We start from the raw sequence: 15,995 nt of genomic DNA on the forward strand, positions 1-15,995 counted from the left end.
GGATCCCCTCACTTCAGGGTCGTGATCCGGTCCTTCAGGATCGTGGTGGCGATCGCGGCCCGGTGGGGCTGGCCGCGCAGGAACGCCTCGGCGAAGTGGACCGCCTGCTGGTAGGTGACCTTCGCCGGCATGGGCGGCTCGTTGGCGTCGACGGCGACGTCGAGCAGCGCGGGGCCGTCGTGGGCGAGGGCGTCGGCCAGGGCCGCGGGCAGGTCGGCGGGGTCCTCGACGCGGGCGCCGAAGCCGCCGCAGCCGCGGGCCCACGAGGCGTAGTCGGGGGCCGGGTCGCCGAAGCGGACGCCGTACTCCGGCAGGCCCAGCACCATCTGCTCCCAGACGATCATGCCGAGTGCGTTGTTGTTGTTGATGACGACCTTGACCGGCAGGCCGTAGCGGGCGGCGGTGTGGAACTCGCCCATGAGCATCGCGAAGCCGCCGTCGCCGACGAGGGCGATGCACTGGCGGCCGGGGTACTCGTGCTGCAGCGCGATCGCGTAGGGCAGCCCCGGGGCCATGGTGGCCAGGGTGCCGGAGAGGTAGAACTCGCGGCGGCCGGTGACCTGCCAGTGCCGGGCCGCCCAGGTGGCCACCGTGCCCGAGTCGCAGCACAGGATCGCGTCGCCGGCCGCGGCCCGGTCCAGGGCGGCGGCCAGGTACTGCGGGGCGATCGGGGACCGGTGCGCGTTCTCGAGGCCCGCCATGCGCTCGCGCCAGTCGCGCATCTTCTCCTGGTACCGCTGCAGATGCTTGTGCTCCGGACGCCGGCGCAGGCGGGGCAGCAGCGACTCCAGGGTGGCGGCGGCGTCGCCGACGAGGGGCACGTCCGTCGGGATGCGGGTGCCGGCGCGGCTCGCCTCGGCCTCGATCTGCACGACGTGGGCCTGGCCGGGTTCGGGCAGGAACTTCGTGTACGGGAAGTTCGTGCCGACCATGAGCAGGGTGTCGCACTCGGCCATGAGGTCCTCGCTGGGCGACGTGCCGAGCAGGCCCAGGCCGCCGAGCGAGAACGGCGAGTCGTCCGGCACGACCATCTTGCCCAGCAGCGACTTGACGATCGGCGCGCCGAGCACGTCGGCGGTGAGCTCGACCAGGGCGCCGGCGCCGCGCGCGCCGATGCCGGCCAGGATCGCCGGGCGCTCGGCGGCGTTGAGCAGGTCGGCGGCGGCCTGCAGGTCGTCGTCGGCGGGGCGGACCGGCGGGGGCACCCACACCGGCGCGGTCGCCGGGGCGCGCACCGGGCCGACGTCCTCGTACGGGTTGTCGCCGGCCGCGGCGACCTGCACGTCGTTGGGGACGGTCAGGTGGGCCACGCCGCGGCGCGCCAGCGCCGTGCGCACGGCGATGTCGACGAGGGCGGGCACCTGGGCCGGGTTGACGACGGGCTCGTTGTAGACGGCGACGTCCTGGAAGAGCCGGTCCAGGTGTACCTCCTGTTGATATGCGGTCCCGAGGACGCCGGACTCCTGGGCGCCGGTGATCGCGAGCACCGGGGCGTGGTCGAGCTTGGCGTCGTAGAGGCCGTTGGCGAGGTGGATGCCGCCGGGGCCGGAGGTGGCCAGGCAGACGCCGAGGCGGCCGGTGGCCTTGGCGTGCGCGACGGCCATGAACGCGGCCGCCTCCTCGTGGTGCACGAGCACGAAGCGCATCCGGTCGGCGTTGCGGCGCAGCCCCTCCATCAGGCCGTTGATCCCGTCGCCGGGCAGGCCGAACACCGTGTCGACGCCCCAGTCGGCCAGCCGGGCGATGATCGCCTCGCCCACGGTCTGCTTCGTCATACCCACGGCTTTGCCACATCCGCGGTGTCCAAACCTGCCCGCCGTGATCCGGTAGCGTGCTGGGCCATGGGAGTGTTCGACCGGCTGCTGGGGACGCCCGAGGACCGCTTCGCCCGCCGGGTGCTCACCGCGATGCGCGACGCCGGCGTGGCGCAGGCCCGCTACCTGCGCGAACAGTTCGCGATCGAGGTCCGGCGGGACTCGCCGGCCGAGCCGCCGGCGATCGCCTACCTGGGCAACCTCTTCCGCGAGTGCGCCCGCGCCGGGCGGGCCGAGCGCCGCCAGCGCATCGCCACGTTCATCGGCGCGCTGATCTTCAACCCGGGCGCCCCGCAGACGTGGGAGGAGGTCGCCCCGCTGCTGCGGCCGCTGCTGCGCACGGTCACCTTCGGCCTCGGCGTGGATCGGGAGGCGGCGCTGCCGCTGCGCCGGCCCGCGTGGGCGTACCTGGCCGAGTTCGTGGTCGTCGACCAGCCCACGTCGATGATCTACGTGACCACGAAGCAGGCGCGGGAGTGGGGGGTCACCGAGCGCACGGTGTTCGACCGGGCCCGGCGCAACATGGCGGAGATCGCGCGGCGCACCACCGAGGCGAGCGACGGCCCGGGCCCGCGCTCGCTGATCCGGATGGTCGAGTCCGGCGAGGCGTACTGGGCCTCGCACCTGTTCGTCGACGGCTGGCTGGCCGGGCAGCGGGGGCGGGTCGGCGGGCCGCCGCTGCTGTTCGTGCCGGACACGACCGGGGTGCTGCTCGTCGGGCGCACCGCCGACGACACCCCGGAGAGCCTCGGCAAGCTGTTCGAGCTCGTGGAACGGGAGTACCGCGACGCGGCCCGGCCGATCTCGCCGATGGCGTTCACCGTCGACGGCGACGGCGAGGTGGTGCCGTTCCGGCCGCCGCCGGGCGACCCGATGCACGAGGTCGCGCACCGCTCGGCGGTGCTGATGGCGAACGCGGAGTACGAGGCGCAGGGCCGGCACCTGAAGACGGACGCGTTCGTGGCCGAGCACGGCGTCGCGCAGCGCCCGGACGGCTCGGTGTTCTCGTGGGCGAGCTGGGCCGAGGGGGTCGACACGCTGCTGCCGCGGGCCGACTTCGTCGTGTTCACCGCCGACGCGGGCGACGACGAGGAGGTCGCGCCGTTCTTCGTGGCCTGGGACGCCGTGGCCCGGGAGGTCGACCTGGAGCCGGAGCCGGGGCTGGAGCCGGAGCGCTACCGGCTGCGCGGGTGGCCCCACCCGGGGGTGGTCGAGCGCCTCAGGCGGGTCGCAACGCGTCCCTGAGCCGGGCCCGCACCGCCGGGTCCCTGGCGTCGGGGTGAGGCTCGGCGGGGTGCTCGCCGTCGAAGAAGAGCCCGGTGCCCGGCTCCTCGAGGATGAGCCGCAGGGTCGCGCGGCCGCCCTGCTCCACGGTGGTGAAGGGGCGCTGGCCGTACTGCCGGACCATCCCGGTGTCCATGAACGTCGCCGGGTGGATGCAGTTGGCGGTGACCCCGGTGCCGGCGAGCCCGGCGGCGAGGTCGAAGGTCCAGGCGGCCAGGGCGAGCTTGGCGCGGCGGTACGCGTCGACCCCGTTGTAGTGCCGCTCCAGCTGCAGGTCGTCGAAGTCGATCGGCCGCTGCCCGAGCGAGCCGACGTTGACGATGCGGGCCGGCGCGTTGGCCCGCAGGGTGGGCAGGAGCGCCTCGGTGAGCCGGACCGGGGCGAGCAGGTTGACCGCCCAGCGCAGCTCGTAGCCGTCGGCGGAGAGCTCCCGGCCGCCGTCGCGGGCGCCGAAGCCCACGCCCGCGTTGTTCACCAGCACCGTGAGCGGGCGCCCGCCGACGGCGGCGGCGAGCCGGTCGACGTCGGCGAGGTCGGCCAGGTCGGCGACGAACCCCTCGGCCTTGCCGTCGGCCGCCTCCACCTCGGCCACGCCGCGCTCGACCTTGCGCGGGTCGCGGCCGTGCAGCAGGACGGTGAGCCCGGCGGCGCCCAGCTCGGGCGCGAGCCAGCGCCCGAGGCCCGAGGTGGCGCCGGTCAGCAGCACTTCGCTCATGCGCCCAACGTATCTCGCCTGCATCGTGCCGGCGGTCGTGGCCGCTCTCCCCTACGTCGTTCCGGCGCCGCCCTGGCTCCGCAGCGGCGAAGGGCGGCCTCGGGCGTATCGCCGAGGCCGCCCTTCGCGCGGGGCCGCAGTGAGGGCCGCTAGTTGCCGGGGATCTGCAGGCCGCCGGACGCGTCGGGGGCCTGGATGTCGAGGACGTCGACGACGAAGCGCAGGTCGCCGGCGGGCGCGCCCTGCTGTTGCGGGGTGTCGCCGTAGGCCTCCTTGGCCGGGATGTCCAGGATGATGCGGCTGCCGACCTTCACGCCGACGAGGCCGCGGTCCCAGCCCTCGATGACCTGGGGCTGCTGGTTCTGCTCGGCCATGCCGACCTGGACCGGGAACGTCTGCTTGCGGGTCCAGGACGAGTCGAAGACCTTGCCGTCCTTGTAGGTCGCGCCGACGTAGTTGACCACGACGGTGTCGCCCGGCTTGACGGTCTTGCAGTTGCCCTGGATGACCGTCTTGACGTCGCGGATGGCGACGCGCTGGTCGCCGCCGGCGTCGACCTTGGGCTCCTCGGCCAGGCGCTTGTCGAAGCCGCCGAGCATGGGCGGGTACGACGACTCGGCCATCGGCTTGCACTCGGTCTTCTTCTGCTCGGCGCGGTCGCCGAAGTACCACACGCCGGCGAACGCGCCGCCGATGGCGAGCAGGACGATGATCGAGCCGGCGATCGCCTGGCCGACGCGCTTGCGGCGGGCGACCTTGGCGGCGGCGACGCGGGCCGCGGCGCGCTTCTCGGCCTTCGTCAGCGGCGCGGGCCCCTTGGGCTTCGCCTTGGCCTTGTCGTCCTCGTTGTCCTTGCCGTCCGCATCGTCCCCGTCGGACGTTTCGGACTCGTCGGACTCGTCCGCCTCGGCCGCGTCTGAAACTTCCGCGGCGGTCGTCTCCTCCGCCTCCCCGGCGGTGGCCGGGGTGGCCTCGGTGACCTCGTCCTCCGTCGATGCGTCCGGCTCGGCCGCGGCCGCCTTCGGCGGGGTGGCCTTGGTCGACCTTGCCGGGCGGCGGTTCCTGCCCCGATCGCTCACAGTTCGTCGACTCCCCTGGTGGGCGGCCCCGCACGGTGACGGACCCGAGATTTGTTCGGCAGAGCTTCCCATACCACACGCCTTCCGGCACGCACCGGGGTGCCGGACGATATGGCCTAAGGTCGGTTGTATGGGCAACGCTACGGGCGTCGAGAGTACCGGACCGCTCGGCGAACGATTCGCCGAGATCCTCACCGAAGAGGCTCTGAGTTTCCTGGCAGATCTGCATCGCGCCTTCGACGAGCGGCGCCTGGAGCTGCTCGGGCTGCGCAAGGAGCGCGAGGCGGCGCTGGCCGCCGGCGGCACCCTCGGCTTCCTGCCGGAGACGGCCGACGTGCGGGAGGCCGACTGGCGCGTCGCCGAGCCGGCGCCCGGCCTGGAGGACCGCCGGGTGGAGATCACCGGGCCGACCGACGCGAAAATGACCATCAACGCGCTCAACTCGGGGGCGAAGGTCTGGCTCGCCGACCACGAGGACGCCAACACGCCGCTGTGGGACAACGTCGTGCAGGGGCAGCTCAACCTGCGCGACGCGATCGCCGGGACGCTGTCGTACACCTCGCCGGAGGGCAGGCAGTACCGGCTGGCGGAGGGCCCCCGGCCGACGATCGTGGTGCGGCCCCGCGGCTGGCACCTGCCCGAGAAGCACATCCTCGTCGACGGGCGCCCGACCTCGGGCTCGCTGACCGACTTCGGGCTGTACTTCTTCCACAACCACCTCGCCACCCGGCCGTACTTCTACCTGCCGAAGATGGAGTCCCACCTCGAGGCCCGGCTGTGGAACGACGTGTTCACGTTCGCCGAGGAGCGCTTCGGCCGCCCGACCGGCACGATCCGCGCCACGGTGCTCATCGAGACGTTCCCGGCCGCGTTCGAGATGGAGGAGATCCTCTACGAGCTGCGCGAGCACTCCGCCGGGCTCAACGCCGGCCGCTGGGACTACATGTTCAGCGTCATCAAGAAGTTCCGCACCCGCGGCCGCGACTTCATGCTGCCGGACCGCAACACGGTGACGATGACCGTGCCGTTCATGCGCGCCTACACCGAGCTGCTCGTGCGCACCTGCCACAAGCGGGGCGCCCACGCGATCGGCGGCATGGCCGCGTTCATCCCGAGCCGGCGCGACCCCGAGATCAACCGGGTCGCCCTGGAGAAGGTCGGCGCGGACAAGACCCGCGAGGCCGGCGACGGCTTCGACGGCTCGTGGGTCGCCCACCCGGACCTCGTGCCGGTCTGCCGGGAGATCTTCGACGGCGTGCTGGGCGATCGGCCCAACCAGCTCGGCCGGCTGCGCGAGGACGTGTCGGTGAGCGCCGCGGACCTGCTCGCCGTCGGCGCGACGCCGGGGCAGCGCACCGAGGCCGGGCTGCGCAACGCGGTCAGCGTCGGCGTGCAGTACCTCGCCGCGTGGCTGCGCGGCACCGGCGCGGTGGCCATCAACAACCTCATGGAGGACGCGGCGACGGCCGAGATCTCCCGCTCGCAGGTCTGGCAGTGGCTGCACAACGACGTGACGCTCGACGACACCGGCGAGAAGGTGACGCGCGAGCTGGTGGAGAAGATCGCCGACGAGGAGCTGGCGAAGCTCGACGGGGACTTCGCCGAGGCGCGCACGTTGTTCATGGAGGTGGCCGTGGCCGACGACTTTGTGGACTTTTTGACCATCCCGGCGTACGAACGTATGCCATGACCCTCGATGCGCTCGCCGCGACGGTGCGGGGGTTGCTGCGGCCGGATCAGGTGATCACCGACCGGCAGCGGCTGCGCACGTACGAGTGCGACGGGCTGGCGCACTACCGCGTCATCCCGGGCATCGTGCTGCTGCCCCGCACCGCCGAGGAGTGCGCGGCCGTGGTGCGGGCCTGCGTCGCCGCCGGGGTGCCGTTCGTGGCCCGCGGCTCCGGCACCGGCCTGTCCGGCGGGGCGCTGCCGCACGCCGAGGGCGCGCTCATCGTGACCTCGCAGCTGCGCGCCATCCTCGAGATCGCGCCGCTGGACGAGCGGGCCGTGCTCGAGCCCGGGGTCATCAACCTGCAGGTGAGCCGGGCCGCCAACCCGCACGGGTACTACTACGCGCCCGACCCCTCCAGCCAGCAGATCTGCTCGATCGGCGGCAACGTGGCGGAGAACTCGGGCGGGGCGCACTGCCTGAAGTACGGCTTCACCGCCAACCACGTGACCGGCGTGCAGATCGTGACCCCGGACGGCGACCTGGTCCGCCTCGGCGGCCGCGCGCCCGACGCCCCCGGCTACGACCTGCTCGGCGCGTTCGTCGGTTCCGAGGGCACGCTGGGCATCGCGACCGAGGTCACGGTACGCCTGGTGCGCCTGCCCGAGGCCGTGCGCACCCTGCTCGCGGCGTTCGGCGGCACCGACGAGGCCGGCGCCGCCACCTCGGCCATCATCGCCGCCGGCGTGGTCCCCGCCGCCGTGGAGATGATGGACGCCCTGGCCATCGAGGCCGCGGAGGCCGCCGTGCACTGCGGCTACCCCGAGGGCGCCGGCGCCGTGCTCATCGTCGAGCTCGACGGCCCCGCCGCCGAGGTCGACGCCCAGTTCGCCGCCGTCGAGGAGTTCTGCCGCGCCCACGGCGCCTTCGAGATCCGCATCGCCGCCGACGACGCCGAGCGGGCGCTGTTCTGGAAGGGGCGCAAGTCCGCGTTCGCCGCGGTCGGGCGCATCTCCCCCGACTACATCGTCCAGGACGGCGTCATCCCCCGCACCGCCCTGCCGCAGGTCCTCACCCGCATCGGCGAGCTCGCCCGCGAGCACGGCGTGCGCGTCGCCAACGTCTTCCACGCCGGCGACGGCAACCTGCACCCGCTGGTCCTGTTCGACGAGGCGGTCGCCGGCCAGGCCGAGCGGGCCGAGACGGTGTCCGGGGCGATCCTCGACCTCTGCGTGGAGCACGGCGGCTCCATCACCGGCGAGCACGGCGTCGGGGTCGACAAGGCCAAACACCTGCCGCGGATGTACTCCGACGAGGACCTCGACACGATGCAGCTGGTCCGCTGCGCGTTCGACCCGCGGGGCCTGGCCAACCCCGGCAAGGTGTTCCCGACGCCGCGGCTGTGCGGCGAGGTACCCGGCCGGCGCAAGGGCGTCCATCCGCTGCACGGCTCCGGAGTGGAGATCTTCTGATGCTGCCGCCTTCAGCTGAGATCGCCGGCGTCCCGGCCGCGGCGGTGGCCACGCCGGCCTCGACCGCGGAGGTGGCCGACGTGGTCCGCGGCGCCGCCGCCGACGGGCTGGCGCTGGTCGCCCGCGGCGAGGGCACCCGGCAGGACTGGGCGCTGCCGCCGCAGCGCCTCGACGTGATCCTGGAGCTGCGCGGCGTGTGCGGCCTGGTCGAGCACGCCGCCGGCGACCTCGTCGCCGTGGTGCGCGCCGGCACCCCGCTGCGCGAGGTCCAGGAGGCGCTGCGCCCCGCCGGCCAGCAGCTCGCCCTCGACGACCCGCTGCCCGGGTCGACGGTCGGCGGCACCGTCGCCGTCAACGCCTCGGGCCCCCGCCGCATGCTCTACGGCACGGTCCGCGACCTGCTCATCGGCGTCACCGTCGTGCGGGCCGACGGCGTGGTCGCCCGGGCCGGCGGCAAGGTCGTGAAGAACGTGGCCGGGTACGACCTCGGCAAGCTCGTCGCCGGCTCGTACGGCACCCTCGGCGTCATCACCGAGTGCGCCTTCCGCCTCCACCCGCTCCCCGCCGCGTCCCGCTTCGTGTCGGCGCCGGCCGACGACCCGGAGGCGGCCGGCCACGCCGTCGCCGCGGTGCTCGGCTCGCAGGTGGTCCCGAGCGCCCTCGAGGTCGACATGGAGCCCGGCCCGGGCCCGCTCACGGTCACCGCGCTCGTGGAGGGCGTGCCGGCCGGCGTCGAGCGCCGCGCCGCCGACCTCGAGAAGCTGCTCGGCGCGGACGCCACCCAGCACGAGACGCCGCCGCCCGGCTGGGGCCGGTACCCGTGGTCGCCCGGCGATGTCGGCATCAAGCTCACCTGCGCGCTGTCGAGGGTGCCGTACCTGCTCACCGCGGCCGGCGTGACCGCGCGCCTGCACGACGTGTCCCTGCGCGTGCGCGGTTCGGCCGGCACGGGCGTGCTCTACGCCGGCCTCCCCGGCACCACCGACCCCGGCGTGGTGGCCGGCGTGGTGAGCGACCTGCGCGCCGCGACGAGGGCCGGCGCCGGCCACTGCGTGGTGCTGACCGCGCCCGCCGCCGTGCGCGCCCGCATCGACGTCTGGGGCCACGTCGACGGCCTGGACCTGATGCGCCGCGTGAAGGAACAGTTCGACCCGTACGGCACCCTGGCCCCGGGCCGCTTCGTAGGAGGTATCTAGCGCGATGCAGGAGCGCCGCGACCTCATCAACGACTGCGTCCACTGCGGCTTCTGCCTGCCGACCTGCCCCACGTACGTCCTGTGGGGCGAGGAGATGGACTCCCCGCGCGGCCGCATCCAGCTGATGCTGCAGGAGTCCGAGGGCGAACCCCTGACGAGCTCCATGGCCGGCCACTTCGACGCCTGCCTGGGCTGCATGGCGTGCGTGACGGCCTGCCCGTCGGGCGTGCAGTACGACCGCCTCATCACCGAGACCCGCACGATGGTCGAGCAGGTCCGCCCGCCCGCCGGCCGGGCACTGCGGGCCGCCGTGTTCGCGCTGTTCCCGTACCCGCGCCGGCTGCGGGCGGCGAAGGCGCCGCTGGTGGGGTACCAACGCCTGGGTCTGCCCTTGAAAAGCCGCCTGCCGGCGACCCTGCGCACCCTGATCGACCTGGCCCCACCGGTCCGCCGCGCCGTGCCGTTGCCGTCGTTCGTGCCGGCCCTTGGCCCGCGCCGCGCCCGCGTCGGCCTGCTCACGGGCTGCGTGCAACACGCGTTCTTCCCGTCGGTGAACGCCGCGACGGCCCGCGTGCTGGCCGCCGAGGGCTGCGACGTGGTCATCCCGCCGTCGCAGGGCTGCTGCGGCGCCCTGAGCCTCCACAGTGGACGCCGGACCGAGTCGGCCCGCTTCGCCGCCGGCCTGCTGTCGTCGTTCACGGACGTCGACGTCCTGGTCGTGAACGCGGCCGGCTGCGGGTCGGCGCTCAAGGAGATCGCGGAGCTGCTGCCCGACGACCCGCGGGCGCTCGCCCTTGGCACCAAGGTCCGCGACCTGTCGGAGTTCCTGGCCGAGCTGGGCCCGGTCGCGCCGCGGCATCCGGTGCCGCTGACGGCCGCATACCACGACGCCTGCCACCTGGCGCACGCCCAGGGCGTGCGCACCCAGCCGCGCGCGTTGCTGCGCGGCATCCCGGGCCTCGACCTGCGCGAGATCCCCGATCCGGAGATCTGCTGCGGTTCGGCCGGCATCTGGAACATTCTCAACCCGGGCCCGGCTGCGGAGCTGGGCGATCGCAAGGCCCAGGCCGTGCTGTCGACGGGGGCGTCGCTGCTCGTCACGGCCAACCCCGGCTGCCTGATGCAGATCGCCGCGGCGGCGTCCCGGGCCGGCGCCAAGCTGCGCCTGGCGCACACGGCCCAGGTCCTGGACGCCTCCATCCGCGGCGTCCGGCCCGAGGTGCTCTCCTAACGCGCCTCGAGCAGCGCGACGAGGTTGTCGTAGGAGGCGCCGTCAACGACCCGGCGGGCCGCCGCAGCGAACGCCGCATCGCCGATCTGCCCGCGGATCCGCGCGAGTTGTTCGATGTTGCCGGCGGCCTGCGGCATGTCCAGGGCGAGCCTGATGGAGAGAGCCCGCACGTACAGGGGTATCGCCGCGGCGCTGTCACCGCCGGCGATCCGCACGCTGGCGAGCTGGCTCAGGTTGGTGGCGACTCCAGCCTGGTCCTCGAGCTGCTCGAACATGACGAGCGACCGCTGGTAGAGACGTTCGGCCTCGGTGTGGTCCCCCCGGTCCTGGGCGAGGATCCCGAGCTGGCCGTAGCTGGTGGCGAGGCCGGACTGGTCGCCGAGCTGCTCCTTGATGGCCAGGGACTGCCGGTAGCGGCGTTCGGCCTCGGTGTAGTCGCCGCGGCGGTGGGCGAGGATGCCGAGCTGGTGATAGCCCGCGGCCCGGCTGGCCCGGTCGCCGAGCTCCGCAAAGATCGCCAAGGACTGCTGGTAGCGGCGCTCGGCCTCGGCGTGGTCCCCACGTCGCTGGGCGAGCAGGCCGAGCTGGTGATAGCCGAGGGCGAGGCCGGCCTGGTCGCCGAGCTGCTCCCTGATGGCCAGGGATCGCTCGTAGCGGCGTCCGGCCTCGGCGTCGTCGCCGCGAAGGTAGGCGAGGATGCCGAGCTGATGATGGCCGGCGGCCTGACCGGCCTGTTCGCCGAGCTGCTCGAACATGCCGATTGCCCACTGGTAGCGGCGTTCGGCCTCGGCGTGATCCCCGCGGCCCTGGGCGAGCATGCCGAGCTGGTGATTGCAGCTGGCGAGGCCCAACTGGTCGCCGAGCTCCTCGAAGATGGCCAAGGACTGCTGGTAGCGGCGTTCGGCCTCGGCGTAGTCCCCGCGGCGGTGGGCGAGGTTGCCGAGCTGGCCGAGGTGGGCGGGGCGGCGTGGCGAGTCGGTGGGTAGCCAGCGCAGGGTGTCGATGATGAGGCTGGTGGCTCGGTCCCACGCGCCCCAGGATTCGAGCTGCTGGCCGATGCCCTCAGTCACGGCGCCGGCGGTCTCGAGGTCCCCGGCGCTGACCAGGTGGTGGCGGGCCTCTTCGAGGTCGTGGAGGTCCGCGGCCGGGTCCTGCGGCCAGGCTGTGACCCGCCACTGCCAGTACGCGGCCGCGGTCCGATGGGCCCGGCGGATGGGGTCCTTGCCCGGGTCGAGGGTGGTGGTGCGCTGCCAGCGGTGGTGCAGTTCGGTGGCGGTCCACCGGTGCATGAACACCACCCCGTCGACCGGGTCGTGGTGGATGAGGCTGCTGTACCGCAGGACGTCCAGCAGCTCGGCCAGGCCGGCCGGTTCCGTGTACGGCGACCGGGGCGGCCGCGCAGCGGCGACGAACAGGTCCTGCAGGGTGTCGCGTTCGGCCGGGGTGAGCGGCCCGCCGTCATCCAGGGCGGCGTCCATCTCGTCGAAGGTGAGGTCGTACGCGGCGAGCAGGCCGACGATCTGCTCGATGGCGGCCTGCTGCTGTTCCTCGCGGGCGTCGGTGTCGGCGGTGACCTGGTCGGCCGGTTTCGGGATGCCGATATGGAAGGTGAGCGCAACCGTGGGGATCGGTTCGCGGTAGACGCTGATGGCCATGAGCAGGTCGATGGCGCCGGGGATGGTGGTGAGCCGGTTGAGGTGTTCGGTGAGCAGGACGTCGTCGGCGGCGAGGGTGACCGTGTCGGCCAGCGCCGCATCCAGGGTGCGGTCCTGCACCAGCCAGGTCCCGGCCTGGTCGGGTCCGAGGCGGGTCTTCGCCGCGTCGGCGAGCCGGGCGGTGATGTCCTCGAACCGCGCCTCACCATGCCCAAGCAGCGCATCCAGGTACTCCAGCGACCGCGGGTGGCCGCCGACCACCCGCCAGATCTGCTCCACCGCCGGGTCATCGGTGGCGTGCCGGTCAATGTGCGGCAACGACCACAACAGTTTCCCCGTCTCCGCCGCCGACAGCGGCCCGAGCGGCTGGGCCAGTAGCCGCCCGCCGGGCAGTGGCAGCGGGTAGCGTGAGGTGATCAGCAGCCGGCTGCCCCCGGGGGCTGTCGCCCACCCGGCCAGCAGCTCCGCCAGGTTCGGATCGGCGACGGCCGCGCCGTCGGCGGTGAGATTGTCCTCGAAGTTGTCCAGCACCACCAGGATGCGCACCTCGTGCAGGACATGCTCGCGCAGCACCTCAAACCGGTCCCGCCACGGCACATCCACCCGCCCCGCAACCGCCACCCCCTGCGCCGCCAACCCAGCCACCTGCCCACGCACCAGCAGCTCCCGCCGGGCGACCGCCGCCACCTCGGCCAGGACCCCGTCGACGGTCACCTCCCCGAACAGGCTCGCCACCCGCCACCCCGGATCAGCCTGGACCGTCCGGCGCAGCACCTCCGCCGCCAAGGTCGTCTTCCCGACCCCACCAATGCCGTGCAACACCAGACCGGCGTACTCATCGCCGTCCAGCACCGACGGGAGGCGGCGTTGCAGGGCGCGGCGGCCGACGAACTGCCCGACCGGGCGGGCCTCGACCGGCCCCCACGCCGTCGGCCGCGCCGCCGGCACCGCCACCACCGGCAACCCGTCGTCGACCACCGGGACCGCCCCGGCGCTGGCCTGCAGAGTGACCACACCCCACTCATCCATCCCCGCCAACCGGCGGCTGACCGGACTCGTAGCGCTCAGCAGCTCCTGCTGCACCATCCGCCGGGCATCGGCAACCGCCTGCACCACATCCGCCCCCGGACTCCCCGCCAGCTCCGCATACACCCGCGCGAACAACAGCGTCGCGTAGCGATCGGTCACGCTCGTCTGCGTCCCGATCACCGCACACGCCCCGTGAGCCGCCAACCGCGCCGCGTACGAAGAACCATCAGCCTCACCGGCGGCATCGGTGTAACACGCGGCCAAGCTGATCACCGGCGGCATCCGGCCCGCCGGCACCGCCTCCACCAGCAACTGCTCCGCCGTCACCTCCCGCGCCCGACCCTCCTCGTCCTCCAGAATCAGCGCCCCCGGCTTACCGTGCGCCGAGATGTGCAGCACGTGCACCCCGCCGGGCACGTTCAACGCGGCCCGGATCGCCGCCGTCGTCGCGAACGGCACCACCTCCACCCGGCCCCGCGCCCGCCGCGCCTGCCGCACCGCCGCCAGCACCGCCCGCAACTCGTGCTCGTAATCCAGCAACGGACCACCACCAGCCACCGGCGACGCGATCGCCACCACAATCCGCAACGGCCCCGCCAACCGCCCCGGCACCCCCACATCCCCACCACTCCGCCGGAAAACCACCACCAGGGGATGCAGGGCGAGGGGCTGGCCGGTCACCGGGTCCGGCAACACCTCCCACGGCAACCACGCCAAACCCGGCGCCTCCACCGCCAACCGCAACGCCACATGCTCACGTACCGCACGCTCCACCAAACCCCGCAACCCGGCCGCCACCGGCGCCGGCAGGAACGACTCAGCCAGCAGCTCACCCGCCCGGCGCAACGACACCAGACCCGCCCCCGACTGGTCAGAGTCGACCTCCCGCACCGCCACACCGGACCGCGCCCGCTCCAACCGCACGTCATGCAACGCGTTCGACAACCCAGGCAGCACCCCACCATGCGGCGCCGACACGTCCACGCCCGGGCCGCACAACCGCACCGCGCCGGCGGTCACCGACAACGACACGTCCAGCGACGTGCCCCGCAGGGGCGCCTCGGCCGGGTCACCGATCCTCATGCCAATAGCTGACGGACCGGTCCCGGCCAGGAGGTCACTCGGCGGCGAACCGCACCCGGCGCCGGCGGACGAGGGCCAGCAGGACCGCGCCGGCCAGGGCGAGGGCCGCGCCGACCGCGACGTAGAGCGTCACGCTGGTGCCGGTGACCGGCAGCGGCTCGCCGGCGGTTGCGCTGGCCGACGGGTGCGGCGCCGACGAACCGAGGGTCACGTGGAACTCGGCCGTGTTGTTCGAGGTGTCCGGGTCGACGATGTGGAAGTACGGGTCGGGGTCCGGGCCCTGCTGCCAGTTGTCCGTGACACTGACCGTGCCCGGCCTGGCGCCCGCCCACTTGAACTTCAGCTGGAACGTCTGCTCGTACGCCTGGCCGGGCTTCACGAAACCGGTGGGCTTGCACACCATGTCGGTGCGCGGCGGCGTCCAGCACTGCTCAACGGCCGGGCCGACGAACTCGGTGCCCTCGGGCGCGCTCAGGCCGACGGCGAAGCCCCACGCGGCGGACGGGCCGTTGTTCTTCACGACCAGGCGCACGTCGACCACGTCGCCGATGGCCCGGTCGGCGAGGATGCGCTCGCCGTGAGGTCGGCGTTGTGCTTGACCCGCTAGACCGGGCCGGTGGTCAGGCTCTGGCCGGCCGCCGGGTCGCCCACGAAGACCTGCACGCGCGGCGCCGGCGCGGTCTCGGTACGGTTGCCCGCTTGGACGAACGCGTGCACCGGAATGTCGGCGTTGCCGCCCGCGGCGACGCTGACCGCGTAGTCGCAGTCGAGCACCGCGTCGAACGAGCCCGGCGACGTGACGTGGCAGGGGCTCTGGTCGCGGTAGTTGTCCCACTCGATCGGGTTGAACGCGCCCGGGTCTATGATGAAACTTCAGCCGCAGGTGGACGGAGCTCACGGCGGCGCCGGCGTTGTGCACGCGGACCGCGGCGATGGTGAAGTCGACCCGGTCCTGCACCGGCGTGCTCGCCGAGACGAGCGACAGGGGCGCGTCGGCCGCCGCCATTCCGAAACGCAGCTTCACGCCGACCTCACCGTCCGGGCAACGGCGTGATGCTTGACAGCGGCAATCCAAGATCAAGGGGTGGCGAGGGTCTCCCACGCGGCCATGGCGCAGGTGATGACCGTTTCCAGGTCGGCTCGGGTGGCGCCGTCGCGGGCCTGGATCGACAGGCCCTGCACCACGGTCGTGTAGTAGCGGGCGATACCGTCCAAATTGGACTCCGGGGCGGTGAGGTCGCCGTCGGTCGCGCCTTGTGCGAGGCGGGCGCGGATCGTGGCGTACATGTCGCGGCGCCGGTCGGCCAGGAACTCGCGCACGGCGTGGTTCTCCACGGCGCCCGTCGGGGCGGCGAGGATCAGCATGCAGTAGTGCGGCGCGTCCGGGCGGGTGATCTGGTCGGCCGTGGCGCGGAGCATGGCGTGGACCGCCGCGCGCGCCGTCGGCTGCTCGCGCAGCGCGCGCCTCGGCGGCTCGCCCGCGGTTGCGCCGTACAGCGCCATCGTCTGCCGGAACAGCTGCTCCTTGCTGCCGAAGCACGCGTAGATGCTCGCCGACGCGATGCCCATGGCCGCGGCCAGGTCGCTCAGGGACGTGCCCTCGTAACCGTGCTCCCAGAATAGGTCCAGCGCCTGGCGCAGGGCGGTGTCCGGGTCGAAGCCGCGCGGGCGGCCGCGTGCTGGCATCTCGGGTACGCCTTTCTTGGTCGTTCGATCAAGTTTACCTTGACCCGCGGCCGCCCACCGTGAGAGCTTCTTGGTCGTTCGA

General features: G+C 73.3%; 12 protein-coding genes. 5 read left to right on the top strand and 7 right to left on the bottom strand.

Features of this window, described 5'->3' with window-relative positions:
* Positions 1–8: 8 nt before the first annotated feature.
* Positions 9–1,775, bottom strand: a complete 1,767-nt coding sequence (locus tag ACQEVU_RS38595; RefSeq protein ID WP_433332605.1) for a thiamine pyrophosphate-dependent enzyme — start codon at positions 1,773–1,775, stop codon at positions 9–11.
* A 66-nt stretch (positions 1,776–1,841) separates the two neighbouring features.
* On the opposite strand from ACQEVU_RS38595, the gene ACQEVU_RS38600 reads away from it, so the two are divergent.
* Complete coding sequence (locus ACQEVU_RS38600; RefSeq protein ID WP_433332607.1) at positions 1,842–3,059, top strand: hypothetical protein; 1,218 nt, start codon at positions 1,842–1,844, stop codon at positions 3,057–3,059.
* On the opposite strand, the gene ACQEVU_RS38605 is transcribed toward ACQEVU_RS38600, so the two are convergent.
* Both ACQEVU_RS38605 and ACQEVU_RS38610 read right to left on the bottom strand, forming a co-directional pair.
* Positions 3,034–3,813 carry an SDR family NAD(P)-dependent oxidoreductase gene (locus tag ACQEVU_RS38605; protein ID WP_433332609.1) on the bottom strand — a complete coding sequence of 260 codons (780 nt, stop codon included), beginning with the start codon at positions 3,811–3,813 and terminating at the stop codon, positions 3,034–3,036. The genes ACQEVU_RS38600 and ACQEVU_RS38605 overlap by 26 nt on opposite strands.
* A 149-nt stretch (positions 3,814–3,962) precedes the next feature.
* Positions 3,963–4,892: an FKBP-type peptidyl-prolyl cis-trans isomerase gene (locus ACQEVU_RS38610; protein WP_433332611.1), complete on the bottom strand. Its 930-nt coding sequence runs from the start codon at positions 4,890–4,892 to the stop codon at positions 3,963–3,965.
* 130 nt (positions 4,893–5,022) lie between these two features.
* Between ACQEVU_RS38610 and aceB the strand changes: the two genes are divergently transcribed.
* Genes aceB through ACQEVU_RS38630 form a run of 4 tightly spaced genes read left to right on the top strand, consistent with a single transcriptional unit; the run spans position 5,023 to position 10,460 of the window.
* Complete coding sequence (gene aceB, locus ACQEVU_RS38615) at positions 5,023–6,582, top strand: malate synthase A (RefSeq protein ID WP_433332613.1); 1,560 nt, start codon at positions 5,023–5,025, stop codon at positions 6,580–6,582.
* Positions 6,579–8,033 carry an FAD-linked oxidase C-terminal domain-containing protein gene (locus ACQEVU_RS38620; RefSeq protein ID WP_433332615.1) on the top strand — a complete coding sequence of 485 codons (1,455 nt, stop codon included), beginning with the start codon at positions 6,579–6,581 and terminating at the stop codon, positions 8,031–8,033. The genes aceB and ACQEVU_RS38620 overlap by 4 nt, the downstream gene beginning before the upstream one ends.
* Positions 8,033–9,229: an FAD-binding oxidoreductase gene (locus ACQEVU_RS38625; protein WP_433332617.1), complete on the top strand. Its 1,197-nt coding sequence runs from the start codon at positions 8,033–8,035 to the stop codon at positions 9,227–9,229. The genes ACQEVU_RS38620 and ACQEVU_RS38625 overlap by 1 nt, the downstream gene beginning before the upstream one ends.
* A 4-nt stretch (positions 9,230–9,233) precedes the next feature.
* On the top strand, positions 9,234–10,460 hold the full coding sequence (locus ACQEVU_RS38630; RefSeq protein WP_433332619.1) for a (Fe-S)-binding protein: 1,227 nt from the start codon (positions 9,234–9,236) through the stop codon (positions 10,458–10,460).
* On the opposite strand, the gene ACQEVU_RS38635 is transcribed toward ACQEVU_RS38630, so the two are convergent.
* The 4 genes from ACQEVU_RS38635 to ACQEVU_RS38650 form a co-directional block, all read right to left on the bottom strand.
* Entirely contained in the window at positions 10,457–14,227 is a 3,771-nt protein-coding gene (locus tag ACQEVU_RS38635) for a tetratricopeptide repeat protein (RefSeq protein WP_433332621.1), read from the bottom strand. The genes ACQEVU_RS38630 and ACQEVU_RS38635 overlap by 4 nt on opposite strands.
* Positions 14,228–14,261: 34 nt before the next feature.
* On the bottom strand, positions 14,262–14,768 hold the full coding sequence (locus ACQEVU_RS38640) for an LPXTG cell wall anchor domain-containing protein (RefSeq protein ID WP_433332623.1): 507 nt from the start codon (positions 14,766–14,768) through the stop codon (positions 14,262–14,264).
* Between the two features lie 62 nt (positions 14,769–14,830).
* Entirely contained in the window at positions 14,831–15,001 is a 171-nt protein-coding gene (locus ACQEVU_RS38645; protein ID WP_433332625.1) for a hypothetical protein, read from the bottom strand.
* 303 nt (positions 15,002–15,304) lie between these two features.
* Positions 15,305–15,913, bottom strand: a complete 609-nt coding sequence (locus ACQEVU_RS38650) for a TetR/AcrR family transcriptional regulator (protein ID WP_433332627.1) — start codon at positions 15,911–15,913, stop codon at positions 15,305–15,307.
* Positions 15,914–15,995: the final 82 nt, after the last annotated feature.

The sequence above is a fragment of the Dactylosporangium sp. CA-139066 genome (genome assembly GCF_050936175.1).
Classification (GTDB): domain Bacteria; phylum Actinomycetota; class Actinomycetes; order Mycobacteriales; family Micromonosporaceae; genus Dactylosporangium.